Source organism: Vibrio sp. 10N.222.54.A3 (assembly GCF_041474095.1).
Taxonomy (GTDB): Bacteria; Pseudomonadota; Gammaproteobacteria; order Enterobacterales; family Vibrionaceae; genus Vibrio; species Vibrio crassostreae_C.
In genome coordinates this window covers 1-24950 of record NZ_JBFRTN010000023.1, presented here as the reverse complement: position 1 = coordinate 24950, position 24950 = coordinate 1, and the positions used below count along the sequence as shown (strand labels likewise).

The following is a 24950-nucleotide window of genomic DNA, read 5'->3' as shown; positions in this document are numbered from 1 at the left end:
AGTGTGAGCCTTTGATTTAGTTAAGCGCCTTTGTTAAAAACCGTTAGCAACAATCTAGATGATGAGCTTCATCACTAACCTCGGCTCATCATCACCAAAGTAGTTGTCTTCTTGCTTGATGGTAACGAACCCCATCGATGCATAAAGCGCACGAGCCGATGTGTTATTTGGGTCTACAGTGAGCAAAAGCCTAGCATCTCGAGGCAACTGCTCAACCGCCTGTTGCATCAGTTTCCGGCCAACTCCCATGCCACGATAATTCTGGTCTACAGCCAATGAGAGGACCCAAAACTCATTCTGCTTGTCTGTGGTTGTCGTTAAGGCATAGCCAGCAATCTTTGAGTCTTGCTTAGCAACCAATAAACCTTTTCCCCAGCAATCAAAGGCCTGACGAAAGAAAAACAGCGGATAGGCGTGAGCGCCAAACAAAGCATGTTCAAGCTGGTAGATATCAGCCAGTTCTTGTTTTTCCGCACAAACAACATTCATAGATAGACCTCATTTAAACCGAACCTCAAGTTTAAACATGCAAACTCAAAGGTGCTATTAATAATATATCAACAGCCTAAAGGCTTACGAACTACCTTAACGAAGATGCCACTTAACTAACGCCTGAGGAGTAGATTAGGTTACTTATGTTTTACTGTCGAATAACCAACAAATTTGCGCCAGATAACGCAAGAAAAACCGAGCACGCTTTGTTGAAACGCTTAGCCATTTGCGGCTTGGAGAACCAGTTTCTGAGGTATAAACCAAAGGCAGCGTAGATAGATATCGCGAGCAGCTCTAACACTAGGAATGTGCCACCTAGAATGAAGAACTGTGTGTTTACATTGGCTGAAACATCAACGAATTGAGGCAGAAATGCGGTAAAGATGAGTATCGCTTTAGGGTTACCAGCTGCAAGGGTGAACTCTTGTTTAACTAGACCAAACCAATTCTTATTACGTTCAATGTCCGCTACTGGGCTAGCTTGTGAACGCCATACGTTGTACGCAATCCATAGCAAGTACATCGCGCCAAAAAGTTTTATAAGGAAGAACAAAGTTTCAGAAGTATAAAGAACGACAGCTAAGCCAGAAGCCGCCAACACGATCATGCCAGAAAATGCTGTGATTCGACCTAACCCCGCAACCAAAGCCGCTTGAAATCCATAACAACGGGCGTTGTTCATTGATAACAAATTGTTTGGGCCCGGAGTCATGTTGAGCGCAAAACAAGCGGGGATGAATAGCATTAACTTCCAGATTTCCATTTTTCGTCCTTGTTAAAAACTTCGTAAATATTTAATCAATGAACGAATGCAGAAAGCTCTGTATTTACCGCTTCACATGCCGCCATTTTAATTAACCATTACTCGACAATATAATGCTCTTCGTCTGGTTCAATCAAATTCTCTGCAATACCAATTTCGCCCGCGATGAAAATCGCACTCGCTATCGTTTCTAATGTTTTATTCGGCTCTCTATCCGGTACTTCGCCCAATTCAGGAACTGGCTGCGATCGCGAGATTGAATTACAAACGACACTTTCACAAACGATATTGTGTTGCTCCTGTTGGGAAACTTCAGGCGGCTTGAAATCCGGTGAATTGAAGTCGGGAGCAGTAATACCCTCACTTGAAAACTCAGAGGCGCTGTATGAGGCAGCTGAAAACAGAGAAAGGAGCAGCATCCACTTATTCATATATCTTTCCATCGTTAATATTCACTGAATTTATAAATACTATCTAATCAGAAGTATTATGAACAGTGTTTTATTGTCGGGAATTATGATATCTAAGAATGCCGATTAGAAAGCCCAGAGCTTGGATGACATGAATTCAACTCACATGTGAATGCTTGCCTAACGTAAACTTATCAAGCAGCGCCTGTGGAACTGGGATAACAGAGTATCGAATGAAGGCCACTAACGTCACTATCGCCACAAAACTGCCTAAAACAAAATCATGAACATCAACCAGCACCAAGCCAAGAACTCGATCACTAATGATGGCAAGTATGGCGATACTCAGCGCTGTCATCCATTTACGATGCTCGTAAGGCAAGTACTCCATTTTTTGGCTCACGATATAGAGCAGTGACAGTCTCACGGCATAAGTGCCACAAAGCACCACCACAACGCCCCACACTCCATAAATCGGTGTCACAACAAAATAACCAATCGCAGCTAGAATCGCACACCCGCCTTGTATCCACATTTGCGATTGGCTTGAGTGACCGCTGAAACAGCCAAGGTTAAGGTAATCCCCAGCGTTCTTAATCACACCAATCGCCAAGAGTGCCACGACAATCGTGCCTGCATATTGATAACTGCTTGGCAAAATCAAAGTAATAAAACCAGGTACAGTAAGGATCATCAAACAACCGAATACAATGGCCAGATTAACACCGACTAACGCCCTATCGGCACACATCTTACTGCCACCCGGCTGTTGAAGCATCGCCACACGGTTTGGAAACCACCAAAGCGCGTAAGGCTGCAACAACAGACCAAGAATCAACGCGAACTTTCCGCTAACCGCATAAATCGCGAGTTCTTCGACACCGACGAAGCTTGCCATTACCCAGCGGTCGAGCCCCATGATCATATACATTGATGCACCGCCAACCAGAACGGGCAGTCCGAATTTTAAGATCTTCGCCGAGTATTTGAAGCAACCAAAAGATCCCATCTCTTGCCATTGATAACGCACTAAACAAACCATTAGCAACACACTGGATACCGCAGCTGAAATCAACACGCCATCTATACCGTATCCAGCCTCAAGCAAAACAAAAGTCATGATGGCTTGAACACCGGCTTTCAACACATTGAGCATGCAAAAACGTTTCGCCATCGCGTTCATACGCATCAGCGTTAGCGGGATAGAAATCGCCCCATCGAGCATGGTAGGAATAAGCAGAAGCAGTATCTGGTAAGGCTGGAATTCAACTGGCAACATTAAGATTAACAACGGCATACTGAGGGCAATCAAGGCGCCCCCAAGCACGCACACCAGCACGCTCAATGTGAAGCAGTTCGAGACGAGCTTTTGCTTTTCATCACCTTCGGCGACACCCACATAACGATACATGGCATCGACAATACCGAAGCTGAACAATATCGTCCCAATGTCTGCCAGCAAGACAATGGCTTCTAAGGAACCATACTCTGCCAACGTCATATTGTGCGTAATGTACGGGATCATCACCAATGAAATCCCTTTCATCATTAATATACCGATGGCGTAGTAAGCCGACTGCTTTAAAGAACCCATAGTCGTCACCTTTTCCTTACCAAGCTGGCTTTAGGAAACTTTTACAGTCTCCAATTAGGTGTCGCAATGTGCGTTTTTGAGGTGACATGACCAAAGAACGGAAACTGTAGGCAATAGCCTGTCTATTCTGTTGTAAACCTCGATAATAGTCAGCATAACCTTCCAGTATTCTCGCCTTTGCGATTTTGAAGCTAGAAGTGGGTAGATTCCATCGTTGACTGTCATTTTGGTAATGTTGAAGAATAGTCTCTATAGACTGCAAATTTCTCAATTTAAGACTTTCAGTTTGGGTAACAGAGCTCGCTCTCATCAAGTAGCCAACCTGCACCGAGTTCAACACACCGATCTGATGGTTTTCACTCATTCGAAGCCACAGTTCCCAATCTTCCCCATACTTGATGTCAGCATTGAAACTGTCTGTTTGAGAAAACACATCCGCTTTCACCATGACCGTTGATGTTCCAATCACGTTATTTTCTATGATGAACTCCAACGGGTTCTCGATATTGATGAACAGCTCATCTTGATCTTGAAACTGCGACCAGTAACTAAAGCAGTCGACTATTACTTGGTAATCTTCAGTAAGATGCTCGTAGTTAGTAAAGCTCATCGCGAGATCAGGGTAACGTTGATGAAATTCGAGTTGGCGCTCAATTTTTTCAGGAAACCAGAAATCGTCTGCGTCTAAAAAAGCGATGTATTCACCGGTCGCCTTTTCAATCCCTAGGTTTCTCGCTTGAGGCGCACCAACACCCAATGTGGACAACGTAATAATGCGTTCATCGTCTATAGAAGCAAGATACGTCGACGTTCCATCGTTACTGTTATCGTCAATGACAATCAGCTCAACATCTTGATGAGTCTGCTTTAGTACACTACCAATCGCTTTCGGCAGGTAATCCAAACAATTGTAGGTAGGAATAACAACACTTACTTTAGCCATAATGACGCCCTCAGATTTATACGTTATATGGCTGACGTTGCATGTTCTATGCCGAGAGTGTCTTACTACAAAATCACCTCTATATCAGTCACCTACGCGTCCATTCTCAAAATGACGACCAAACACAGATGTTCAAAAAAACTGCAACTCCAATTTGATTATCAATTTGAGAAAACGAGCCACCTCTTAAGGGGTAACCTTCGAAAAGCAATCAGAAAGCCCTCCAAAGCTACGATTCGATCTTGGTTCGTATCTTGCTTTATTGGTTATTACCTTGGCTTGATAGCTTTAGTCATATGGATTTGAGGAGTAAGGAATGAAGAAAGTAGCATTTGTGGCGCCAACCTACCCAGTACTCAGTGAGACCTTCATTCAAACAGAAGTCGACTCTGTGAAAGCGTGTGGGCACGATGTGTGTGTAATGACGTTCAAAATTGAAAACAGTGAAAAACAGTTCGACTACGACATTGTCGAAATAGGTAAAAATGTTCGGAAGGGTAAAGTCGCCAGCATTAACTGGATAGGTTTCATCAAGGCTGTCTCATTTATTTCTAAGCAAACCAGCATGCCGAAAAAGTCACTGTTCGCTTATGGGTTTAAATTAGCGCTGCAACTCGCGGAAAACGACGTCGAACACGTACATGCGCATTTCTGTCAGCACACCACAGCTCACGCCATCGTCGCGGCAAAGCTGCTGAATATCACCTGTTCGTTCGTTGCTCATGGTCATGATGTTTACGAGTTCGCTTATGACATTGAACATAAAATCTCATCGAGTGATTTTGTGGTTGCAGTGTGTAAAGACATGCTTGCTGACTTCAATACCATGGCGAAAGGAAACATTAAGCTCCTGCATTGCGGAGTTAATACCAAACAGTTCCAACTCAACCCAAAAACCGAAACGAAGCAACTTCGCTTTATTTTCCTTGGCCGATTAGTGGAGCAAAAAGGTATCCACCATCTTATTGATGCATTGGCGCCGATTGCCGAACCTCTCGACATTCATCTCGATATCATCGGTACTGGCGATTTAGAGCAACAATTAAAGTTACAGGTCAAAGAAAATGGGCTCACTCGAAACGTGACCTTTCTTGGCGCTAAGCCTCATGAATGGGTGAAAGAGAAACTATCGAATTATGACAGCCTAATCGCGCCCTTCTGTTTTTCCGAAACCGGATGTGTGGATACAGGGCCTCTGGTTTTAAAAGAAGCGATGGCTGTGGGAACGCCAGTCATTACCACCAACATCATGGGATGCAAAGAGATCGTCTCACCAGAGACAGGTTTTGTGGTTAGCGAAAAAAACGTGGAAGAATTAAGAGAAGCGATTGAGCGTTTCGCGCAGCTGAGCAGTAACGATAAAACATCGATGAGTTTAAAGGCACGTGAGAGAGTGAAAGACAGTTTTAATTCGATCAAACAAGCTCAGCAATTATCTCGTTGGATAGAGAACCCTGCTCAATAAGGATGAACTCAGGCAGTAAGCATCGCAAGGGCTGCTGCGTCTCACAAGAACGACTATGCACCATAAGAAAACGGAGCACCACAAAAACAAAAGAGCGCTACATCAATTTGAAATGTAACGCTCAACTTAGCACTGCCCAATGATCGCGACTTATGCTTTCAGTAGCTTTTCATTAAGAAGTCTAACTAGCCTGCTCGCAGTGCCAAAATAGACTCAATATCGTCGATGTCACGATATTGAGCGAGTTGTTGCTCTTTCGATGAAATAGCCACAATCGACATTCTATCGGCCAATTCGTTACCTTCAATACCAACGTGTCCGTTCACATGGTAGATGGTAATTTTTGAAGCCAGCTCTTGGTAGAGCGCATACGCCGGCTTAATAATATCGAGGTTTTTGATCTCGCCGCCCGACTTAGTCCAGCCCTTTTTCTCCCAACCCGTTGCCCACTTAGTAATACAATCTATCGAGTACTTAGAGTCACAATAGATCGCTACAGACAGACCCGCGTTTAGCTTCTCTTTTGCGAGCAAAAACGCCTGTTTAAGGCCATGCAACTCAGCGGTATTATTGGTACCAACAGGTTGATACAAGCCATACCACAATTCGGTTAATTGGTTGTTTTGGTATACCGCTAACCCCGTCCCTGCTTCACCAGGGTTTGGTTCACACGCACCATCGGTAAAGATCTTGATATCAAAAGGCATATCTGTGATTTGCTGCTCCGAAAGAGGCGGCACCTTAGCTTTCGTCGACTTACCCGCAGAGCTTGGCTTTTTCGCAGTAGAACCTGACGCAGACGACGTTTTACCACCGAAAGCAGACTCAGCCTCGTCTAGTGTTGGAAACGATTTATATCTCGCACCAGCGAAACCATCGACTTGGGATTTACACTCGTTCCAAGTGGTAAAAATACCCGGTGTGCGACCTTTCCAAACCACATAATATTTCTTAGCCAAACTAACTCCTTACCAAAACCTAAACACACAAACAGTGAATCAGTACATTAGATGCCACCACGCTATACGTTGCAAGGTCTATCACTCTAAAACAGGTCTAAAAAAGCTGCGTTCATAACTCACGATGCAATCAACTTCGTCTGCAAATTCAAACGCTTTAATACACTCAGCATCGTTCAACGATTTAATCCGATACTCTTCATAGGCAGCCAAACTTTCAAAGGTAAACAGCGCCAAGGCAATATTGTTCGCCCCTTCCGACGGTAAGAAATAACCATTGTGTTGGCCCCCGAATTTAGCGACCAGAGGAATCCACATTTTTGCGTATGCCTCAAACTCATTTACCTTTTTAGGATCAATCACATATCGAACATAACAAGTAATCATATTTATACAGCCCTTAAATAATAGGAGAAACACAAAGCCTAAGTTGACATTGAAGTTGAAGCTCACGAGAAAAGGTAATCAACCGCGACAAGGTTATAGAACAAAAACACCGCCATGCTAACTCCGATCGTTAGTAGCACATTGCCTGTTTTCCAAATCAATAAGCCAGTCACCACCGCGCCTATCAAGTATGGGTTTTCAAGGCTTGGCCAAAATGTTTGTTCAGGAGCAAATACAATTGGCCCCCAAATCGCAGTCAGCACCGCTGGGCTTGAATAGCGCAATAGGCGCCTTGCGGTTTGATTGAGTCGAAGCGGGATTGCAGGCTCAAGAAACAGATACCGACTAAAGAAAACAATCGCAGTCATGAGGAATATCGTTAACCAAATCATCTCTATTTCCCCTCCACGATTGTCTTGTTACCGTTGTTTCGCTCTTGGAACGATTCACTCAAAAAGCCCGCTAACATACCTGCAATCGCTGCAATCATTAGCCCGCCCTCAATATTGTTAACCGACATGGCAACCGAAGTGACCAATGAAACCACAACACACACAACGACGGGTAGAGTTCGGATTAATGGGAACACCAAAGCGATAAAGGTTGCTGCGACCGCGAAGTCGAGCCCAATCTCATTAAGCGAAGGAATTTGGCTTCCCGCGACAATGCCGACAAAGCTCGCAATATTCCAAACGAGATAAAAACCGCCGCCTACACCCGCAGCATACCAGCGATTAAATTCTTTCTGAGACTGCCCACTACAAATCGCGAACAGCTCATCGGTGAGCCAAAATCCGAGTAATAGACGCCAACGCGCAGGAAGATGGCTAATTTTGTCACGCATCGATACGCTATACAGAAAGTGTCTTGAGGTGATGAACAGTGTGGTCAACAACATAGTGCCTAAACCAATACCCGCTTTGAACATACCCGCAGCGACAAGTTGCGCTGAGCCAGCAAACAAAATAGCCGACATCGCTTGCGCTTGAAGTTGATTCAATCCGGCATCTATCGCATATGAACCGGCTAGAATTCCCCAAGGGATTACCGCAATACTCAAAGGCATTCCCGCTAAAACGCCTTTCCATAACTGTGTTCGTCTATCCATTGTTTCACTATCCATATCATTCTTTTCTCTCTTTACATTCGCTATTCAATGTAAGAAGAGTGGAGTCGGTTCGATTGTACAAACTTGCTCGATTTCGCGAACCAATTAAGGTGTCCGATTTAGAGCATTTTAATGTATTGCCCCGGCGTGTAGCCATTGGCCTTTTTGAAGTGTCGATGAAAATGGCTTTGGTCGTGAAAGCCAGACTCTTGCGCGGTGTCTGAAATGGTATGTCCTTGTTTCAATAACTTACGCGAAAGCCTTAACCGAGATTGGATTTGATACGCATGTGGCGGAAGACCAAACTCTTTTTGAAAAGAACGCACTAAGTGAAACGGGCTCAATGCCGCTAACTTAGACAGCTCCTCTAGGGACACATCGGCTTGTGGAAAGTCATCTAAGAACTCTTTCACTAAGACAAGTTGGCGTTGAGTTTTCCCATCGAGTTGAGGGTTAAGCGGCGATTTTCCGTGTCGGCTAATCAGTTTAACCAACATCCCGTACATCAAGGTTTCTCTTAACAAGCGATTGTCAGATTCATCAATCGTGTTAAAGACTAATCTCAATTGATTAGCGAGTTCAGGGTCTTCAACAACCGCTCTTGGGAAGTAAGGCGCGCCGTAGTTCGGTAGGTTAAGCTCCTGAGTGATCTTGGCAAGTTGCTCTGGGAGAGGATACATGGCTCGATATGCCCAACCACCTTCAGTGGCAGAGTGACCGCTATGAACTTCGTCGGCATTGACCAGAATAATCGCATCTTGTGGTGCTATATGATGCCCGCCCGTTCGATAGAAACGCTGAGCGCCCTGCTCGATGACTCCCAGCGTGTAGCCCTCGTGGCTGTGGCGCGAGAAGTTCTGCTTTTCGTATTCAGCATTAAGAATTTCAAGGCCGCCGAGCTCTTCGGTTATCTTATACTCGGCCTTTTCTTTAGAGCGTTTATTGTTCTCCATAACAATTCCTAAGCCTGTTAATTATCGAGCGACTTATCAGTCTACTCTATAGTCTCTTTCAGCTTTTGTACAAAATTGCGCTTTTGTTTGTTAATACTGTTTTTGTCGTTGGCTTAATAACGCTTTCTAACTGGGAGGAAAGTCTTGGTCTATAACTAGTTGGCAAAAAATTGACAATAATTTAATCATACACGCCAATACTGTCTGCAAATCATCGGCAACAGACCTGATACACCATGAAAAATACACTGATCCTTTTCTTTTTCCTGAGCCTAGCAGGGTGCACTCATAACCAATCCAAAGCACTGAGCATGAACTCCTCGTCAGTCAATACATATCCTCAATCGATGTCGGACCTGCAACTGTGCGACACCTTGTATTACGGGCGCTCAAGCAACCAGACACTCGCAGCAATTGGCAGTGAATTCAATCGAAGAGGGTTATCAAAAAGTTGGTGTGACACCGAAACTAATAAGCTTTATTTAACCAAGACAATCGATTGGGTTGCTGACCAAGTAGAAGGCAAAGAAGATTCAGAGGAAGAAGCGTCGGCAGTGGTGTTGCCAGCGAATTAGAACGGGTTAGCAATGTTGTTTGCTTATTAGCCGAGCTACCTAGTCAGGACTAGCCGAACTTACTTTATTGTTCAGGCACATCATTGATATGTTGTGACACACGAACTAGCTTACTGGTTTTAAAACCCATGCTCTGTGCCCGTTCAATCAGCGAGTCTAAGTCTTGTTTGGTGAACTCTGCAGTGCGATACAAGATCTGTAAGGTATTTTTGGTAGGACCCACCAACAAAGCCTGAGTGTAATCTTCATTCAAGAAAATTACCTTTCTCTGCTTCTCATAAGGGCTATTCGCTTCGACTGAAAACCACGCTTCGGTTTGAGAGCCCTTAAATGTTGCGGCTTGTTCTTTGGTCTTCCACTCATTCTTTTTCGCGTTGTAGCCTCGAGTTGTCAGCTTAAGATTACCGTCAGATTCAAATAAAAAGCTAAACGACAAAGAACCGAGCTTTGATTGCAATGGATGCGGGATAAAACAAGCGGAATACCATGTACCAGCGAAGCGTTCGGCATCAAAGTCAGAGGCGGGGATTTTAGACGTAGGTTTACTGCCACGAAACGTAAACAACAGCTTAATCATTAGCATCGCTAATATTTTGTATGTCATGTCACTTACTCTTTATTCGATTGTTATTAGACCCACACCTTCGATCGCATAATCAGTCGACGAATTGGTCTGTTTTTACAAGCTTAGCCAACAAGGTCTGTAACTGCTTGGATTCGTCTTCACTCAACGCACTCTGAAACTGCTCGCTGATACTATCGACCATAGGCTCACAATATTCGGCAAGCTTCTTGCCCTCTTCCGTTAAAGAAAGAAGTTTTACCTTTTTGTTCGTTTCACTCTTGCTGGCCTCAATAAGGTTCAGCTTAATCGCGTTATCAACCAAACGCTTGGTCACAGAGCGATTTCGAAGCAAGTAATTGGTTAACTCTTGCTGAGTGATTTTGCCATGCTTATCTAACACTCGAAGCGCACCAAACATCTCTAGAGAAATGCCCGAAGTGGTGCCCATCTCAGCGGTGACTTGAGCTCGAAACTGTTTGTAAGCAAAGCCCATTAAGAACATAGGATTGCTGTCGAGTGCATCAATTCCGGTGATGGATAATGCTGGTTGATTTTCCATATATAATTCCTTGGCAGACCACTAATAATACCAACACGATGGACATTAACTCTGCACGAAAGTAGGTATCTTGCAAACCAAGATCGGTTGCTGAAACATAGAGTTGCAATGGTAGCATAGTTCCTAACATCGCTTCAGTATGCATACCTCGCACGCCACCACGACTGCCGCTGATCCAAATTGCTATCATGGTCACCAAGCTTGTTAGTCCAATGATATACACCCAATTATAGGAGTGTTGCCCCGCTAACAAGGTTACGAAGACCAACGCCAATGCACAACCACCAACGTGGGCTTGTAAACAGTTTTTCACCACCATTTGATAGTTCATGCGTTCACTTTGCGCAGCCGCAATAATCACAGGCATCATACAGAACGTCGCGGCAATCAAATCGACCATCATCAAAAATGCTAAACCAACTCCAAGCATGACCACATATATCACTCGCTGCTGGTACGTCACAGGAACACTTTGCATTGGCAGCGGCGACATCGCTTTGGGCGGCTTTAAGAACAGCATCACAAATCTCACCACAACCATGGTCGTCACCATGCTCACTGCTATATCGCGAACCCAGTCCGTCATCGGCATTGGGCCATGTTGTGCAAACACAATCACCAAAAACCAATTGAGCAATGGGATGTAGATTTTCCCAAGTTTGGCAGGCGTGTCGGCCCACCTTCTTGCTAAATCAAATACCCATAAACTGATCCCCCAAACCACTGCCGGGTGTGAGGCAAATAACTGATCGACAAGCAGAGCCACACAAGCGACACCCAAGATAGGGAGAAACGCTTTGAGCATACCTCTCACTGAGTAGTCGTTAATCTTGGTCGCCGCCATTACCGGATAAAGAGCGAGGTACGCCGCAACACCTAGCTGTAGCCAAAGTTGAGCCAACATACCCAAAGACACGATAGCGCTGATCCAAGCTACTTCAGACCAGTTAATCGGGCCTCGAACTTCGTTATTCATAATCTGCCTCTTAGGTCGTAAATCGTTATTTCGTCAGTGGGTAGTCAGTTAGTCGATGATTGAAGAGCACAGTTAAACTAGGTAACGAATGCGAGCTAGCACTTCCATCCATGCACTTCCGATCACATCCCAAAACGTCGCTTCAGGCACCACCATCACGCTCACTTTAGAGCCTGAGAACAATGAGTGATCAAGTGACGGCAACGTTACTTGTGTACGCACTTTTTGTTGGTCTCGAATCCAGCGATCATCATTCACGACTTTCGCGAGGCCGCTGTTGTCGCTGCTCGCATCATAGATAGCCAGTTCACGACCTTGAATATTTCCCTCAAACACCTCACCAGGCATTGCATCAAACACCAAACGAACGGTTGTTCCCGCAGTCAGATTTGCACTGCCCTTTTCGTTGAAGTCTGCGTTAATCCAAGCATGCTGGCGATCAACCAAAAACAAAACGGGGCTGCCAGCGCCAACATAGGTTCCTGAGTTAAGGTTGAGATTGCTGATTACGCCATCAACAGGCGCGACGATTGTCGTTTTGCCCAAATCCAATTGCGCCAGTTCAACGCGAGTTCGAGCAACAGCCAAAGCACCGTTGTCGCTGCTTTTCTCAAGCTCAGCTTTTATCTGCTCAATATCGGCTTGCGCAGCTTCGACGGCTTGCTGTCTTACAATCGTGTCCGATCGGCTATCGTCTAGCGTTTCTTGGCTAACAAGTTTTCTCGAAATCAATTGCTGGTTACGCTTCAATTTTCTCTCGGCATTCAGAGCTTCGTGTTGGCGCTGACGTAACGTCGCTTCCGCGCCATGCAAGTGCTGCTTGTTTGCTTCATAGCTTTGCTCTGCTTCAACCAAAGCCGCTTCAGCCTGAGTTAACGCCAATTCAAAACGAGTTGGATCTAAGCGAACTAGCAGTTCCCCTTTTTTTACATCCTGACCATTCTTAACAGCCAACTCCACCACTGGCGCCGACACTTCTGCAGCAATACGGCTGGTTGGAATGTGCAATTGAGCTTGAGTTGTGAACGGCGCAAGGTTGTCACTTGCCACCAAGAAAAGAGCAAACAAGGCACTGGTGCCAAGTGTTAGATAGAGCATCCATTGATACGCTTTATTAGCCATAATGTTTCACCTACAACAAAATAATGCGCTCATTGTATTGATTTTTGTTTCAGATGCAACATAAATCAAAGGTGAGTATCTTAAAGATCTTGCGAGAAGTACAGCAAGCTACTGTTTATGAAAGATATAAATAGAAATTTAGATAAGAAAAAGTCGTGTAGTTAGTTTGGGAAGCAAGAGTTCCAGAAGTTATCTAATGCCTTTGCTCACAATGATATGCATTAACATTGATACTCTTTAACATTTGATTAACCAACTTATCCATTAAAACTATAAGGAAATAAAAATGAAGTGGATATTTGTTGTATTCGTCAGTGTTTTCTCAGTATTTACTTACGCAAAAGATTGGAAGCAAATCCGATTTACGGTGGAAGGAGCATACCCACCATTCAGCTGGACAACGCAAGATGGTGAATTAGAGGGGTTTGAAGTCGATTTAGCCAACGCCTTGTGTGTCGAATTAGAAGTAAAATGTATCATCTCAAAAACTGACTGGGACGGGATTATCCCTTCGCTTTTAAGCCGTAAAAACGATGCAATTATAGCGGCTATGACAATTACCGAAGAACGTGAAAAGAAAGTTAACTTCACGATGCCTTACGCTAAAGTTCCCACTCGTTTTGTCATGGAAAAAGGGCGTGAAATCAATATGGATGACGGCAGCTTAAATGAACTAACAATTGGAGTTCAGCGCGCTACCATTGGTGACAAATACCTTTCCGAGATCTACCCAAATGTAGATATCAAGCGTTATGGATCATTCGACGAAGCCTTTACCGATTTACTCAACGGGCGCCTAGATAGCGTGTTTGGTGGTTCTATGGGACTCAATACGGGCTTTCTTGAAACGGAGCAAGGTAAGGACTACCACTTTACGGGTCCTAAATTTACAGAAGAAAAATGGTTCGGGCGTGGTATTGGTGTCGCGGTACGAAAACAAGATAATGAACTCAAAGATCTTATTGATGACGGTATCCAGCGCTTGATCGACAATGGTCAGCATCAAAAAATCGCAAGTAAGTATTTTTCATACAGCATTTACGAATAGTTTGGTATGCAGTGTGGACTAAACTAATTGCGAACTGTGTTCACTTTAGAAAGCATCAGATAGCAAAAAGCCGCTCATAAAGAGCGGCTTTTTTAAGGGGTGGGAACCCAGCCACATCCCGGCACACAAGTCACTCGCTGCGGCTGCTCCCTTCCAGGCCTGACCGAGTTCACGAGCTATTGTTGCGGGAGGACCAGGCCCCCATAGATTCGTTTTCTAAGAGGCTTGCCTCAAAGAGTGATTGGATTATTAAGCATCACAGCAACCATTGCAAGCCCTTCCACCCTATTTTTGAACAATTGCGGTCTAAGTGCTTATCCTTTATTCAAACCATTAGAAAATCGCAGGTAAATTCACCATTTACCTGCATTTGGAAGGTTTGGATTGCTGGAGTACTAGATATCGATGTCTTCGTTATCTTCTGTGCGAATGATGTAGTCTGTCATCCACGCGGTACCTAATAGACACAACCACACCACAAAGACTGGGCTCGGTACTTCGATGCTTGGAGTAATCACCAAAGCCGCAAAACCAACCGTTGGCAGTGTCCAACACAGTAGTTTATTCCAGCGGAAGGTTTTCAAGCGCGTCAGCGTTTCCATCGATGCCATGATGCCCGTTACACACAAGGCAACCAAAGCGGCATAAGGTAAATCGGCTATCCATAATGGAAGTATTAAGCCTAATGACCACCAGCTGTGTCGGCTAGCAGGCTTAAGATGATTTGCCGCCCACCAAATCACGATGATTGATAAGGTTTGAAGTGTGGTAACCCACGGGACGCCTTCAAGCTTACCTGCAGATTGCGTGACCATAATCCCGACTTGTAGCGTTGCGACGATCAAGCCAGAAATAATCACGACCGACAAACTGCTGCGTTTTGAAAAGACCACCATCAATAGTGGGAATAATACCCATACGCTGACTGATAGCGTGATGGGTTGTAGCGGTAGCGTTAATCCATAAGTGGTCATGGAGACAAGCAAAGCTAATCCTGCGATGCCTCCTTGCGGCAAAATCCATAAAGCAGGAATGACCATTGCAAGTACTGGGATATCTCCCTCACTTAAACTGATTGCTCTCGCGCAGACAACCGCTAATAATGTGGTTATCAAGAACTGAAACGTTGTAAATACCATAGCCCTCTCCTTCTACCGATCCGTGGTATTTATGAACTAGGAACATTTAGTATGGACCAATTTTTGAGCCAAATCTTTGCTGTGATTCACCAAATTCCATATGGAAAAGTAACAACTTATGGAGACATAGCACGTTTTTCAGGATTTCCGGGCTATGCGCGCCATGTTGGTAAAGCGCTGGGTAACCTGCCAGAAGGTAGCAAACTGCCTTGGTATCGAGTGATAAACAGCAAGGGTGAAATATCTTTAAAGGCTGATTCGTTCGACAGACAAAAGCAGCATTTGGTTAAAGAAGGGGTTGAGGTGAGTGATGCAGGAAAAGTTAAACTCAGAATATACAAATGGCAGCCCTAGAGCTGCCACTAATCGTCAATTCAACTGGCTAAGTTAAGCCAATCAAGATGCCTTAACAGTGGCATCGATTTCTGATTAACGAACACCAACCAAACGTAGGTCTGCTTGCTGTGTATTTTCTACATCAGTAATTACTGACTTAATCGTGTCCGTTATGAAACGCAGTTTACCGTCAACATGAATCGATGCGCGCATGTTGTAACGGTGGTTAGCTTTAATTTTGTCGTTGTCGTAGCTCAGCTCGAATGCGAACGGTACTTGCTTACCGTCTGTGGTGAACTCTTGAGTTGCGATAACCGTCGATGGTGCATCAGCCAGTGAGATATCTTCTAGCGTAACGGTAACCACTGCATTCTCTGGCAATGCAATTCTTTCACGGTAGCTTACTGTTCCTGAAATCACTTGAGTGTTCTCTGCAACCACTTCTTGAGAAGCGCTCGTTTCTGATGTTGCTTGGCAACCAACAAGTAGACCAAACGATACTAAAGACGTAATAAGAATTAGAGCCTTTTTCATATTCAATTTCTCTCAACATATTTGCCGGACTCGGCAAATCTACTCACCAATTATAAGAGAGCTTTCATATTCTGTCTTGAAACCCTATGATTTATTGACAGATATCTGACTAAGCTAAATGATTAACACCATAATCTGACACCCATTTTACGAAGAGGAATGCTGGCGATGAGTCAACCTTTACAAGAATTACTAAGTTTACTTCAGCTAGAAAAACTGGAAGAAGGTTTATTCCGTGGGCAAAGTGAGAACCTAGGCCTACCACAGGTATACGGCGGTCAGGTATTGGGACAAGCGCTTTCTGCTGCTCGTTATACCGTTCAAGACGACCGTAGTGTTCACTCGTTCCACAGTTATTTTCTGTTTCCCGGCGATCCTGAAAAGCCAATCATTTACGATGTTGAGAACCTACGAGATGGACGCAGCTTTAGCACACGCCGTGTAAAAGCGATTCAAAATGGCCGCCCTATTTTCTATCTCACTGCTTCTTATCATGGCGATGCGCCAGGGTTTGAGCACCAGATTTCAATGCCTGATATTCCGGGACCAGAGAACTTTGCCTCAGAAACTGAATTAGCGAGCCACATTGCGGAATTCTTACCAGAGAAACTGCGCAAAACCTTCTGTGGCGAAAAGCCGATTGAGATGCGTCCGGTGACGGTGGTAAACCCACTGAAACCTAAGAAGACGGAAGCGAAACAATACCTTTGGGTAAGAGCGAATGGCGCGATGCCAGACAACCACTTGATCCACCAATACCTGCTTGCCTACGCATCGGATTGGGGATTCTTAGTGACGGCGCTTCACCCACATGAAGTCTCTATCATGACGCCAAATTTTCAAGTGGCGACGATTGACCACTCAATCTGGTTCCACCGCCCATTCAAAATGGACGAATGGCTGCTTTATGCGATTGAAAGCCCAACGGCAGCGAACACTCGCGGCCTAGTGCGCGGCGAAATTTTTAATCAGAAAGGTGAGCTCGTAGCGACAGCAGTACAAGAAGGTGTGATGCGCTTTACTAAATAACGCTCAAATAAATAGCGAATAAACGCTTTTTATAAGCCCAAAATATGTACGAGAAAACAAAAAGAGAGGCTAGGTTTAATACCTAGCCTCTCTTTTTTATAACACTAACGAAAATCCGTCACTTAAGAGTGACTAAAATCTATTCTGCTTCTAGCGTAGGCTCAAACTCGCTCTGTACTCGTGTTTTGATGCCATCTCCGGCATCTCGCAGAAGGTTAAATGGTGATAGCACCACACCTTTCACAGCGCCTTCTGCAGCGTCCTGAGCCAAAGCTTGACTCTTATCTGCCAACAAATTAGCTTGTGCCAAAATACCTGGGACTTCCGCTCGTAGCATTTCAGATTCCGTGACGATGACAGGAATAGTCTGTTCGCGGTAAGACTTACTTTCAGCGAGCATTGGTGGCATTACGTCTACGCGGTATCTCTTTAATTCAGTTAATGTTGGTGGAATAACATCGGTTCTTACCTGCTCGACTTCCGTTCGAACATTTTTCACTTCATCTAATATCGCAGGGATTTTGTTGTCGACCGAGGCTACGGTTTGATTCACATCATCGATCGTCTTTCTGACCTCTTCGACTGTGTTCAAAACTTGAGGAGCAAGATCGCTGACATGTTCTGCAAGCGCTAATAGCTCTTCTACTTTGAGCCCTTTGGTGAGGCCCGATATGTCTTCGATAACTTGCGGGTAAGTATCAACGATTTCACCGACTTTATTAGTCAATGAGTAGATGGTGTAACCCAAGTAAAAAATGGCGACCGCCAGTACCAGCTGGATAGCGGTAGATACTTTTGCAAACATGAATAATCCTTTTCTTTATCGCAGAGGCGATATCTAAACTGAGACGATAGTTAAGCTCAGACGATTGTTAATGCGTAACTAGGCGTAGCTTAAAGCGGCAATGCTGTCGTGTACTTCAATGGTTCCATCGCAAATGTCGAGGTCACATTAGAGATACCATCAATGCTATTCACCAAGCGCTTGTAGAAATCATCAAAGCACTTCATGTCTTTCACCTGAACCTTCATCATATAGTCATATTCGCCAGCCATGCGATAGAACTCCATCACTTCTGGAAACTCCGACACAGTATTCACAAAACGACCATACCACTCGTGAGAATGATCACTGGTTTTAATCAATACGAACGCGGTAAAAGAAAGATCGAGCTTTTCGGGATTCAGTAACGCCACTCTTTTCTCAATAATGCCGTTCTCTTCGAGGCGCTTAAGTCTTTTCCAGCAAGGCGTTGTGGTGAGATTGACTGCTTCAGAAATGTCATTCAATGACAGAGTGCTGTCTTCTTGCAGTAATCCTAATATTTTTTTATCTACGGCATCTATCACACTTTCACCAAATCGCATTTAAAGAGAATTATTTTCTACAATTTAAGCAAAACAAAGCAAATATGGCAAAGTTTTTCTCTCCAATTGTAGCTAAATTAGAACCATACCAATTACAAAGAATTCCTACACTCGATCAGGAGAACGCTTATGTGCACTGACCATCAATGGATTAATAACGCGATTCGTAAAATTGAAGCCGATTACCAACGCTCAGCGGATACGCACCTTATCAAGCTCGAACTACCAAGTATCGAAGGCATTGATGTTTACCTTAAAGATGAAAGCACACACCCAACAGGCTCTTTGAAGCACCGCTTAGCGCGTTCTCTGTTCTTATACGCTATCTGTAACGGTTGGGTTGGCCCAGAAACAACGATCATTGAATCTTCATCGGGTAGCACTGCGGTATCTGAAGCGTACTTTGCTCGCCTACTAGGTCTTCCGTTTATCGCAGTGATGCCAAAGTGCACAGCGAAGAAGAAAATTGAGCAGATTGAATTCTACGGAGGCCAAGCGCATCTTGTTGACCGCTCAGATGAAATTTATGATGAGTCTCGCCGTTTAGCAGAAGAGCTGAATGGTCATTACATGGACCAATTTACTTACGCTGAGCGCGCAACCGACTGGCGTGGTAACAACAACATCGCGAACTCGATTTTCAATCAAATGCAGATGGAAGATCACCCAGTTCCAGCTTGGGTAGTAATGAGCCCAGGTACTGGCGGTACTTCAGCGACGATTGGCCGTTTCATTCGCTACCAACAGCATGAAACTAAGCTTTGTGTTGTCGACCCTGAGAACTCTGTATTCCACGAATACTTCCAAACAGGCAATGCGAACGTGAAAGGCAATACATTCAGCAAGATTGAAGGTATTGGTCGCCCACGAGCAGAGCCAAGCTTCATTCCTGGTGTGGTTGACGAAATGCGAAAAATCCCAGACGCAGCAAGTATCGCAACGACACATTGGTTATCTGACATTCTTGGTCGCAAGGTTGGCGCATCAACCGGTACTAACATGTACGGTGTGCTTCAGTTAGCCAGTGAAATGAAAGCGCGTGGCGAAAAAGGTTCTATCGTGACTTTGCTATGTGACAGCGGTGAGCGTTACCTAGATACTTACTTCAATGACGAGTGGGTAAATCTGAATATCGGTGACCTACAACCTTATGCAGCGAAGTTAGAAGCTTTCTCGCAAACGGGTGAGTTGGCTTAAGTTCAAAACCGATAGTTCGAAATAGAAAAGAGCCCTTGATGGGCCCTTTTTGTTTATTCATTCTATTAATCAGCCACTAACGAGAACAAATTACTCTGGCTTCTGCTTCGCTTCAAATGCCGCAAGTTGTTCAGGCGTCGCTTTTGGTTGATGGTTTTGTTTCCACTCATCGTAAGTCATGCCGTATACACGCTCACGAGCGTCATCGATATCCAAGTCTAAGCCTTGTTGCTCTGCTTCCGCTTTGTACCATTTACTGAAACAGTTTCGGCAGAAGCCAGCCAAGATCATCAGATCGATGTTCTGCACATCTTTATTGTTATCTAGGTGTGCTAGCAGGCGACGAAAGGTTGCTGCATCCAGCTTATCTTGTTCTTCTTGAGAAAGATCTTTGTATTTAAATTCAGCCACTTTACTTTCCTTTATTCGATCTATTGTATTAATTCGTTGAGCTCTGTTTGTTATACAAAAAAAGCCTGCAATTCGCTAGGAGCAAACGCAGGCTTTTCAATATTGTTACACTATTCCGTGTTCATTAATCGTGCGTGTTCATTAACCGTGAGAGGTTCTTCCCACGTTGTCATGGCTAAGCTCTTTATTAAGTTCTGCTTCCACGTGACCCGGAGAGCGTGTTGATCCTGAAATCAGTCGGTACATCGCAGGGATAACGAACAGAGTTACCAATGTCGCGAAGCCCATACCGAAGAAGATAACCGTACCCACAGCCACTCGGCTTTCATAGCCTGCGCCCGTTGAAGTAATCAATGGAATTGCACCAGCCAGCGTCGTGAATGCCGTCATCATGATTGGACGTAAGCGTCGAGCAGAAGCATCAATGATCGCCTTTTCAAACTCAATACCACGGTCACGAAGTTGGTTAGCAAACTCTACGATCAAGATACCGTTTTTGGTTACCATACCGATCAACATGATCATACCAATCTGGCTGTAGACGTTGAGCCCTTGACTCATCAGCACCAAGCCTAAGAAGCCACCGAAGATACCCATAGGTACGGTGAACATCACCACCAGCGGGTTAATGAAGCTTTCAAACTGCGCGGCCAGTACCAAGTATGCGACCAGCATCGCTAGCGCAAACACCACTAGGATACTTGATTGGTTCTCTTTAAAGTCTTTTGACTCGCCAGAGTAGCTCACTGAAATATCACCCGGTAGCTGTTCAATCGCTTGTTCATCAAGGAAATCGAGCGCGTCACCCAGCGTGTAACCTTCCATTAGGTTCGCTTTAATGGTCACCGATTTCTGCTTGTTGTAGTGCGACAAACGAATCGATGAAGCCACTTCTTCAATGTGCGTCAGCGTATCAAGTGTAACCAGCTCACCAGACTGAGTTCGCATGTAGATTTGGCTTAGATCGTTCGCGTTGTTGAAGCTGTTTTCATCACCACGCAGATACACGTCGTACTCTTCACCACGGTCAACGAAGGTCGTTTCACTGCGGCCGCCAAGCATGATTTCTAACGTATCTGAAATGTCTGAAACGCTAACACCTAGCTCTGCTGCACGCTGCTTATCTACGGTTACCAATAGCTCTGGTGTTTTCTCAGAGTAATCGATGTCCGCACCTTCCATCATTGGAGAATCTTCAGCCGCTTGCTTTAAGAGCTCTGCCCACTTCTGAAGTTCAGAGTAATCAGAACCGCCAAGTACGAATTGAACAGGCTCACTTGAACCACCTTTGAAGCCCGGCATGAACGGGAATACACGCACATCTGGAATGCCGTTCAACGATTTACGAACTTCGTTCAACGCTTCTTGTGCGGTAACGTCACGCTCATCCCAGTCTTCTAGGATCATGATTACGAAGCCCGTTTGGTCACCCGCATTACCACCAAACGCTGGTGATTGAATACTGAATGACTTCAAGAAGCCCTGACCAAGCAATGGCATTAAGCGTTCTTCAACGATGTCCATGTTGGCAGACATACGGTTGTAACTGGTTGCATCGGCACCACGAACAAACGCAAATATAACACCACGGTCTTCTTGTGGCGTCAGTTGCGACGGCACTTGTTGCATCAAGCCATAACTACCGCCCATACACGCGATAATGATGATTGGAGCGGCCCAACGCCAGTTAAGAGCACGGCGCAATACCGCGCGGTATCCAGACTCAAGCTTGCCAAATACGCGCTCGACAAACAAATTGAAACGGTTTGGTTTAACGTTCGCTTTAAGGATCTTACTGCCTAGCACTGGCGTTAGCGTTAATGCGACTAGCGACGAGAAGATCACCGACATCGCAAGCAATACAGAAAACTCGGTAAACAATAGGCCAACCATGCCGTCCATGAACGAGATTGGTAGGAATACCATTACCAATACAAGCGTTGTTGCGATTACCGCGAAGCCTACTTCACGAGTACCTTTATAGGCCGCAAGCAGCGGTGACTCACCACGTTCAATATGGTGGAAAATGTTCTCAACCACCACGATCGCATCATCTACCACCAAACCAATCGACAGGATAAGTGCCATCAAGGTAATCAGGTTGATAGAGAAACCGAAGTAGTACGCGGCAATAAACGACGAGATCAGAGATACAGGTACGGTTACCGCTGGAATAAGTGTTGCACGTGCTTGACCAATAAAGATATAAAGCACAAGGATAACCAAGCCGCCCGTGATAAAGAGCGTGCTGTAAACCTCAGAGATTGAGCGGTCGATAAAGACAGTTGAGTCATAGTCGACAGCCAAACGAGTACCGTCTGGCAAGAACTTTTGAATTGCTTCGACTTCTTTATGGACTAAGTCAGCCACCTCAAGTGGGTTCGCATCTGACTGAGGCACGATACCCATACTTACGTTAACAACGCCGTCACTCTTAAAGGTCGAGTTCTCGTTTTCTGCGCCAATGTAAACATCCGCTACGTCTTTCAAGTAGATAGGTGTGTTATCAGAGGCACGTTTAACGACTAGATATTCGAAATCTTCCGCTTCAGTGTAAGAACGAGCAGTACGAACCGACATCACAATCGCATCGTTACGTACTTCACCACCTGGGCTTTCAATGTTCTCACTGTTCAGAGCAGAAGTGATGTCCGAGGTAGTAACGCCACGACCCGCCATCTGCGCAGGTTTCAGCTTCACGTACATTACTTTGTACAAGCCACCTGAGATATCCACCGAGCTCACGCCAGAAATCAAACTAAAGCGGTCAATCAACACACGTTCGGTGTAGTCGGTTAACTGCGTTCGGTCCATCTCCGTCGAACTTAAGTTGATGTAGACCGAAGCTTCACCACTACCATTGTTCTTATAAACAATTGGGTCGTCGGCTTCATCTGGCAATGAACGCTGCGCACGAGCTACAGCATCACGAACATCACTCACACCGGTATTGAGGTCGTAACCAAGCTCAAAAGTAATCGTGATACGCGACATACCGTTACGCGTTGTGGATTCGATCTCATCGATACCACTGATGCCGGATAACTGGTCTTCAAGGTTGGAGGTTATTTGGCTTTCAATGATGGTGGCAGACGCACCCTCATAACGAGTACTGATCGATACTACCGGGCTTTCAATATCTGGCATCTCACGAACCGCGAGCTTATTGAAAGAGACAATACCAAACACAACCAATAGTAGGCTCAATACGACGGCCGCTACTGGTCTCTTTACAGAAACATCAGATAACAACATTAGTTAGCGCCTTCTTGTGCTTTTTTATCACTTGCTGCATCAGCTGGGCGATTAACGGCAAGCTCTTGAACCAAGACGCCGTCACGCATGTTCACGATACCTTGCACCACGATCTTCTGGCCAATTTCGATGCCTTTGTCGATCACGACTTCGTTATCGATACGTGCCCCAAGGAAAACTTCTGTACGAGTTGCTTTATTATCTTCGTCGATAACATAAACGAAACGCTTCGTACCTGAATACTCAAGCGCTTGAACTGGAATGATTGGCGCTTCCACTGGTGGGAAGTCCATATCCGCCGCCACTAACATACCTGGCTTTAGATAATCATTATTGTTGTCGAAGTGGATTCGAACTCGAAGGTTCAAGGTTTCAGCGTTAATACGAGAATCAATGCCTACCACAGTACCAGTGAACTGAGTGTCGCCCCATGCGCTAGTGCGAGCCGTTACTTTCATACCTTTAGACAGTTTAGAAAGGTAGCGCTCCGGGATCTGCAGATCTAATTGCATTACCGATAGGTCATCTAAGGTCACGAGTTCAGTACCTGCTGTCACCATTTTACCGCGGCTAAAGTCGATAAAACCAACAGTGCCCGAGAATGGCGCGCTGATGTGAAGATCTTTCAGATTGGCATTTGCAGCAGCTAAACGAGCGTTGGCAATCTCTACGTTCGTTTTCTGAGCGTCAATTTCAGTTTGCGTGATCGCGTTACGTTTCACTAGGCGTTGAAATTCCGCTAGCTTACGTTGCTCGTCTTTTAGATAAGCTTGCGCTTCTGCAACTGCCGCTTTTGCTTTGTCATCGTCGAGTTGAACCAACATCTGCCCTTTAGTGACATCTTGATTGGCTTTAATGTTGATAGAGTCCACTCTGCCAGCCACTTCAGAAGTGATCATTACCGATTGCTCGGCTTCTAGCTTACCGACCAACGAAAGAGATTGGCTAACTTGGTGAATATCAACCTGCTCAGTAACAACAGTGACAGTGCTTGGGCCCATACGTTTAGCGAGTACGGCTGGAGACGCCATAAGAATAGACAAGCTAAGCAGGGTTAAAACAGATTTACGCTTCATAATAATGGTCTGCAAGTAAGTTTATACCAATCACAGTGAGTAAGTGGTCAGAAATAGCGTAGGGAAAAGGCTTGAGAACAAGGCAGCTCTTTTCAACAGATAGTTTCGATAAGTAGTTATTCTACAATCAAAATATCTGACGCTGTTCTCGAGCATTTTAGCAAGCTAGAATGACAAGTTACTTACTACGATAGGTATTATTATCTATAAATGAAATTAACCGTATTCTATCAACTGATGAATGCTGTAACGTCAAGAAGTGTAAATCTAGATTAAATTCCATTTACGTTTCTTGGCGAATTGCACAAACCAAACACAATGTAGAAAGCGAGTTACCTCAAGGTGTTACCTATCACTACGTAAACCTTAGTACAGATGTTCACTTCCCGAGCAATATGCGTACTTTTCGCCATCTTTGCCCAAAAAGGCAGCATTCAACACAAAACCATAAGAAAAACTCTTTACAGGTTTAACGTGTTTGCTATGATGCGCTCCGCACTTGAGAGATGCGTTGGGAAAAACATCTCTTTAGCCTATCCATTATGAGTTAGGAAAAACACCCTGGAGGGGTTCCCGAGTGGCCAAAGGGAGCAGACTGTAAATCTGCCGGCACTGCCTTCGATGGTTCGAATCCGTCTCCCTCCACCATATTCTTCTTACCTCTTTTAAGAGTTAAGAGAACAACC

27 protein-coding genes, 1 tRNA gene and 1 other RNA gene are annotated in these 24950 nt (G+C 44.8%); 7 read left to right on the top strand and 22 right to left on the bottom strand.

Annotation, left to right across the window (positions count from 1 at the left end; genetic code table 11):
- Positions 1-54: 54 nt before the first annotated feature.
- The 5 genes from AB4507_RS07000 to AB4507_RS06980 form a co-directional block, all read right to left on the bottom strand.
- Positions 55-489 carry an N-acetyltransferase gene (locus tag AB4507_RS07000; RefSeq protein WP_017062214.1) on the bottom strand — a complete coding sequence of 145 codons (435 nt, stop codon included), beginning with the start codon at positions 487-489 and terminating at the stop codon, positions 55-57.
- 151 nt (positions 490-640) lie between these two features.
- Positions 641-1255, bottom strand: a complete 615-nt coding sequence (locus AB4507_RS06995) for a LysE family translocator (RefSeq protein ID WP_017062215.1) — start codon at positions 1253-1255, stop codon at positions 641-643.
- A gap of 98 nt (positions 1256-1353) precedes the next feature.
- Positions 1354-1686, bottom strand: a complete 333-nt coding sequence (locus AB4507_RS06990; RefSeq protein ID WP_017062216.1) for a hypothetical protein — start codon at positions 1684-1686, stop codon at positions 1354-1356.
- Between the two features lie 136 nt (positions 1687-1822).
- The gene (locus AB4507_RS06985) at positions 1823-3259 is read right to left on the bottom strand and encodes a lipopolysaccharide biosynthesis protein (RefSeq protein WP_017062217.1); all 1437 of its coding nucleotides are present in this window, start codon (positions 3257-3259) and stop codon (positions 1823-1825) included.
- A 16-nt stretch (positions 3260-3275) separates the two neighbouring features.
- Positions 3276-4202 carry a glycosyltransferase gene (locus AB4507_RS06980; RefSeq protein ID WP_017062218.1) on the bottom strand — a complete coding sequence of 309 codons (927 nt, stop codon included), beginning with the start codon at positions 4200-4202 and terminating at the stop codon, positions 3276-3278.
- Between the two features lie 316 nt (positions 4203-4518).
- Between AB4507_RS06980 and AB4507_RS06975 the strand changes: the two genes are divergently transcribed.
- The gene (locus AB4507_RS06975; protein WP_102393678.1) at positions 4519-5667 is read left to right on the top strand and encodes a glycosyltransferase family 4 protein; all 1149 of its coding nucleotides are present in this window, start codon (positions 4519-4521) and stop codon (positions 5665-5667) included.
- Positions 5668-5852: 185 nt separating this feature from the next.
- On the opposite strand, the gene AB4507_RS06970 is transcribed toward AB4507_RS06975, so the two are convergent.
- The 5 genes from AB4507_RS06970 to AB4507_RS06950 form a co-directional block, all read right to left on the bottom strand.
- Complete coding sequence (locus AB4507_RS06970) at positions 5853-6626, bottom strand: viroplasmin family protein (protein WP_102393677.1); 774 nt, start codon at positions 6624-6626, stop codon at positions 5853-5855.
- An 81-nt stretch (positions 6627-6707) separates the two neighbouring features.
- Complete coding sequence (locus AB4507_RS06965; protein ID WP_017070270.1) at positions 6708-7013, bottom strand: NIPSNAP family protein; 306 nt, start codon at positions 7011-7013, stop codon at positions 6708-6710.
- 62 nt (positions 7014-7075) lie between these two features.
- A complete protein-coding gene (locus tag AB4507_RS06960; protein ID WP_029235401.1) occupies positions 7076-7405 on the bottom strand; it encodes an AzlD domain-containing protein in 330 nt (109 codons plus the stop codon).
- Positions 7406-7407: 2 nt separating this feature from the next.
- Positions 7408-8136, bottom strand: a complete 729-nt coding sequence (locus AB4507_RS06955) for an AzlC family ABC transporter permease (RefSeq protein WP_029235402.1) — start codon at positions 8134-8136, stop codon at positions 7408-7410.
- Positions 8137-8240: 104 nt separating this feature from the next.
- The gene (locus AB4507_RS06950) at positions 8241-9074 is read right to left on the bottom strand and encodes an AraC family transcriptional regulator (RefSeq protein WP_372163971.1); all 834 of its coding nucleotides are present in this window, start codon (positions 9072-9074) and stop codon (positions 8241-8243) included.
- Between the two features lie 236 nt (positions 9075-9310).
- Between AB4507_RS06950 and AB4507_RS06945 the strand changes: the two genes are divergently transcribed.
- Positions 9311-9649 carry a hypothetical protein gene (locus AB4507_RS06945; protein WP_081324485.1) on the top strand — a complete coding sequence of 113 codons (339 nt, stop codon included), beginning with the start codon at positions 9311-9313 and terminating at the stop codon, positions 9647-9649.
- A 64-nt stretch (positions 9650-9713) separates the two neighbouring features.
- On the opposite strand, the gene AB4507_RS06940 is transcribed toward AB4507_RS06945, so the two are convergent.
- The 4 genes from AB4507_RS06940 to AB4507_RS06925 all read right to left on the bottom strand — a co-directional run bounded on the left by AB4507_RS06940 (position 9714) and on the right by AB4507_RS06925 (position 12871).
- On the bottom strand, positions 9714-10253 hold the full coding sequence (locus AB4507_RS06940; protein ID WP_017062226.1) for a lipocalin family protein: 540 nt from the start codon (positions 10251-10253) through the stop codon (positions 9714-9716).
- Positions 10254-10305: 52 nt separating this feature from the next.
- Positions 10306-10773, bottom strand: a complete 468-nt coding sequence (locus tag AB4507_RS06935) for a MarR family winged helix-turn-helix transcriptional regulator (RefSeq protein WP_017062227.1) — start codon at positions 10771-10773, stop codon at positions 10306-10308.
- The gene (locus tag AB4507_RS06930; protein ID WP_017070267.1) at positions 10736-11749 is read right to left on the bottom strand and encodes a DUF2955 domain-containing protein; all 1014 of its coding nucleotides are present in this window, start codon (positions 11747-11749) and stop codon (positions 10736-10738) included. The genes AB4507_RS06935 and AB4507_RS06930 overlap by 38 nt, the downstream gene beginning before the upstream one ends.
- A gap of 72 nt (positions 11750-11821) precedes the next feature.
- Positions 11822-12871, bottom strand: a complete 1050-nt coding sequence (locus tag AB4507_RS06925; protein WP_372104581.1) for an HlyD family secretion protein — start codon at positions 12869-12871, stop codon at positions 11822-11824.
- A gap of 286 nt (positions 12872-13157) precedes the next feature.
- Between AB4507_RS06925 and AB4507_RS06920 the strand changes: the two genes are divergently transcribed.
- Positions 13158-13919, top strand: coding sequence for a transporter substrate-binding domain-containing protein (locus AB4507_RS06920; RefSeq protein WP_017070266.1), 762 nt, complete (start codon positions 13158-13160; stop codon positions 13917-13919).
- A gap of 102 nt (positions 13920-14021) precedes the next feature.
- Here the strand turns inward: AB4507_RS06920 and ffs are convergent.
- Together ffs and AB4507_RS06910 are read right to left on the bottom strand one after the other, a co-directional pair.
- Positions 14022-14118, bottom strand: an RNA gene (gene ffs / locus AB4507_RS06915) — signal recognition particle sRNA small type.
- 196 nt (positions 14119-14314) lie between these two features.
- Positions 14315-15058 carry a hypothetical protein gene (locus AB4507_RS06910; RefSeq protein ID WP_102393843.1) on the bottom strand — a complete coding sequence of 248 codons (744 nt, stop codon included), beginning with the start codon at positions 15056-15058 and terminating at the stop codon, positions 14315-14317.
- Between the two features lie 51 nt (positions 15059-15109).
- Here AB4507_RS06910 and AB4507_RS06905 point away from each other — a divergent pair, with 51 nt between their 5' ends.
- Positions 15110-15412: an MGMT family protein gene (locus AB4507_RS06905; RefSeq protein ID WP_017058952.1), complete on the top strand. Its 303-nt coding sequence runs from the start codon at positions 15110-15112 to the stop codon at positions 15410-15412.
- A 75-nt stretch (positions 15413-15487) separates the two neighbouring features.
- Here the strand turns inward: AB4507_RS06905 and AB4507_RS06900 are convergent, their stop codons facing one another.
- Positions 15488-15928: a YbaY family lipoprotein gene (locus AB4507_RS06900; RefSeq protein ID WP_017058951.1), complete on the bottom strand. Its 441-nt coding sequence runs from the start codon at positions 15926-15928 to the stop codon at positions 15488-15490.
- 168 nt (positions 15929-16096) lie between these two features.
- On the opposite strand from AB4507_RS06900, the gene tesB reads away from it, so the two are divergent.
- Positions 16097-16957, top strand: coding sequence for an acyl-CoA thioesterase II (tesB, locus tag AB4507_RS06895; RefSeq protein ID WP_029235187.1), 861 nt, complete (start codon positions 16097-16099; stop codon positions 16955-16957).
- Positions 16958-17096: 139 nt separating this feature from the next.
- Here tesB and AB4507_RS06890 read toward each other — a convergent pair whose 3' ends face one another.
- Both AB4507_RS06890 and AB4507_RS06885 read right to left on the bottom strand, forming a co-directional pair.
- On the bottom strand, positions 17097-17762 hold the full coding sequence (locus AB4507_RS06890) for a hypothetical protein (RefSeq protein WP_372182441.1): 666 nt from the start codon (positions 17760-17762) through the stop codon (positions 17097-17099).
- 89 nt (positions 17763-17851) lie between these two features.
- Positions 17852-18325, bottom strand: coding sequence for an Lrp/AsnC family transcriptional regulator (locus AB4507_RS06885; RefSeq protein ID WP_017078855.1), 474 nt, complete (start codon positions 18323-18325; stop codon positions 17852-17854).
- 129 nt (positions 18326-18454) lie between these two features.
- Between AB4507_RS06885 and AB4507_RS06880 the strand changes: the two genes are divergently transcribed.
- Positions 18455-19522 carry a PLP-dependent cysteine synthase family protein gene (locus AB4507_RS06880; RefSeq protein WP_017080370.1) on the top strand — a complete coding sequence of 356 codons (1068 nt, stop codon included), beginning with the start codon at positions 18455-18457 and terminating at the stop codon, positions 19520-19522.
- 90 nt (positions 19523-19612) lie between these two features.
- Here the strand turns inward: AB4507_RS06880 and AB4507_RS06875 are convergent, their stop codons facing one another.
- The 3 genes from AB4507_RS06875 to AB4507_RS06865 form a co-directional block, all read right to left on the bottom strand.
- Positions 19613-19933 carry a DUF1244 domain-containing protein gene (locus tag AB4507_RS06875; RefSeq protein ID WP_004736423.1) on the bottom strand — a complete coding sequence of 107 codons (321 nt, stop codon included), beginning with the start codon at positions 19931-19933 and terminating at the stop codon, positions 19613-19615.
- Positions 19934-20074: 141 nt separating this feature from the next.
- The gene (vexH, locus tag AB4507_RS06870; protein ID WP_017062023.1) at positions 20075-23188 is read right to left on the bottom strand and encodes a vibriobactin export RND transporter permease subunit VexH; all 3114 of its coding nucleotides are present in this window, start codon (positions 23186-23188) and stop codon (positions 20075-20077) included.
- A complete protein-coding gene (locus tag AB4507_RS06865; protein ID WP_102393841.1) occupies positions 23188-24264 on the bottom strand; it encodes an efflux RND transporter periplasmic adaptor subunit in 1077 nt (358 codons plus the stop codon). The genes vexH and AB4507_RS06865 overlap by 1 nt, the downstream gene beginning before the upstream one ends.
- Positions 24265-24827: 563 nt before the next feature.
- Between AB4507_RS06865 and AB4507_RS06860 the strand changes: the two genes are divergently transcribed.
- Positions 24828-24912 (top strand) — tRNA-Tyr (locus AB4507_RS06860).
- The last annotated feature ends 38 nt before the right edge of the window (positions 24913-24950 follow it).

What these genes read in the sequence shown, in the direction of transcription:
- AB4507_RS07000 (WP_017062214.1), bottom strand. Translation starts at nt 489, where the DNA reads ATGAATGTTGTTTGTGCGGAAAAACAAGAACTGGCTGATATCTACCAG.
- AB4507_RS06995 (WP_017062215.1), bottom strand. Translation starts at nt 1,255, where the DNA reads ATGGAAATCTGGAAGTTAATGCTATTCATCCCCGCTTGTTTTGCGCTC.
- AB4507_RS06990 (WP_017062216.1), bottom strand. Translation starts at nt 1,686, where the DNA reads ATGAATAAGTGGATGCTGCTCCTTTCTCTGTTTTCAGCTGCCTCATAC.
- AB4507_RS06985 (WP_017062217.1), bottom strand. Translation starts at nt 3,259, where the DNA reads ATGGGTTCTTTAAAGCAGTCGGCTTACTACGCCATCGGTATATTAATG.
- AB4507_RS06980 (WP_017062218.1), bottom strand. Translation starts at nt 4,202, where the DNA reads ATGGCTAAAGTAAGTGTTGTTATTCCTACCTACAATTGTTTGGATTAC.
- AB4507_RS06975 (WP_102393678.1), top strand. Translation starts at nt 4,519, where the DNA reads ATGAAGAAAGTAGCATTTGTGGCGCCAACCTACCCAGTACTCAGTGAG.
- AB4507_RS06965 (WP_017070270.1), bottom strand. Translation starts at nt 7,013, where the DNA reads ATGATTACTTGTTATGTTCGATATGTGATTGATCCTAAAAAGGTAAAT.
- AB4507_RS06960 (WP_029235401.1), bottom strand. Translation starts at nt 7,405, where the DNA reads ATGATTTGGTTAACGATATTCCTCATGACTGCGATTGTTTTCTTTAGT.
- AB4507_RS06955 (WP_029235402.1), bottom strand. Translation starts at nt 8,136, where the DNA reads ATGGATAGTGAAACAATGGATAGACGAACACAGTTATGGAAAGGCGTT.
- AB4507_RS06950 (WP_372163971.1), bottom strand. Translation starts at nt 9,074, where the DNA reads ATGGAGAACAATAAACGCTCTAAAGAAAAGGCCGAGTATAAGATAACC.
- AB4507_RS06945 (WP_081324485.1), top strand. Translation starts at nt 9,311, where the DNA reads ATGAAAAATACACTGATCCTTTTCTTTTTCCTGAGCCTAGCAGGGTGC.
- AB4507_RS06940 (WP_017062226.1), bottom strand. Translation starts at nt 10,253, where the DNA reads ATGACATACAAAATATTAGCGATGCTAATGATTAAGCTGTTGTTTACG.
- AB4507_RS06935 (WP_017062227.1), bottom strand. Translation starts at nt 10,773, where the DNA reads ATGGAAAATCAACCAGCATTATCCATCACCGGAATTGATGCACTCGAC.
- AB4507_RS06930 (WP_017070267.1), bottom strand. Translation starts at nt 11,749, where the DNA reads ATGAATAACGAAGTTCGAGGCCCGATTAACTGGTCTGAAGTAGCTTGG.
- AB4507_RS06925 (WP_372104581.1), bottom strand. Translation starts at nt 12,871, where the DNA reads ATGGCTAATAAAGCGTATCAATGGATGCTCTATCTAACACTTGGCACC.
- AB4507_RS06920 (WP_017070266.1), top strand. Translation starts at nt 13,158, where the DNA reads ATGAAGTGGATATTTGTTGTATTCGTCAGTGTTTTCTCAGTATTTACT.
- AB4507_RS06910 (WP_102393843.1), bottom strand. Translation starts at nt 15,058, where the DNA reads ATGGTATTTACAACGTTTCAGTTCTTGATAACCACATTATTAGCGGTT.
- AB4507_RS06905 (WP_017058952.1), top strand. Translation starts at nt 15,110, where the DNA reads ATGGACCAATTTTTGAGCCAAATCTTTGCTGTGATTCACCAAATTCCA.
- AB4507_RS06900 (WP_017058951.1), bottom strand. Translation starts at nt 15,928, where the DNA reads ATGAAAAAGGCTCTAATTCTTATTACGTCTTTAGTATCGTTTGGTCTA.
- tesB (WP_029235187.1), top strand. Translation starts at nt 16,097, where the DNA reads ATGAGTCAACCTTTACAAGAATTACTAAGTTTACTTCAGCTAGAAAAA.
- AB4507_RS06890 (WP_372182441.1), bottom strand. Translation starts at nt 17,762, where the DNA reads ATGTTTGCAAAAGTATCTACCGCTATCCAGCTGGTACTGGCGGTCGCC.
- AB4507_RS06885 (WP_017078855.1), bottom strand. Translation starts at nt 18,325, where the DNA reads ATGCGATTTGGTGAAAGTGTGATAGATGCCGTAGATAAAAAAATATTA.
- AB4507_RS06880 (WP_017080370.1), top strand. Translation starts at nt 18,455, where the DNA reads ATGTGCACTGACCATCAATGGATTAATAACGCGATTCGTAAAATTGAA.
- vexH (WP_017062023.1), bottom strand. Translation starts at nt 23,188, where the DNA reads ATGTTGTTATCTGATGTTTCTGTAAAGAGACCAGTAGCGGCCGTCGTA.
- AB4507_RS06865 (WP_102393841.1), bottom strand. Translation starts at nt 24,264, where the DNA reads ATGAAGCGTAAATCTGTTTTAACCCTGCTTAGCTTGTCTATTCTTATG.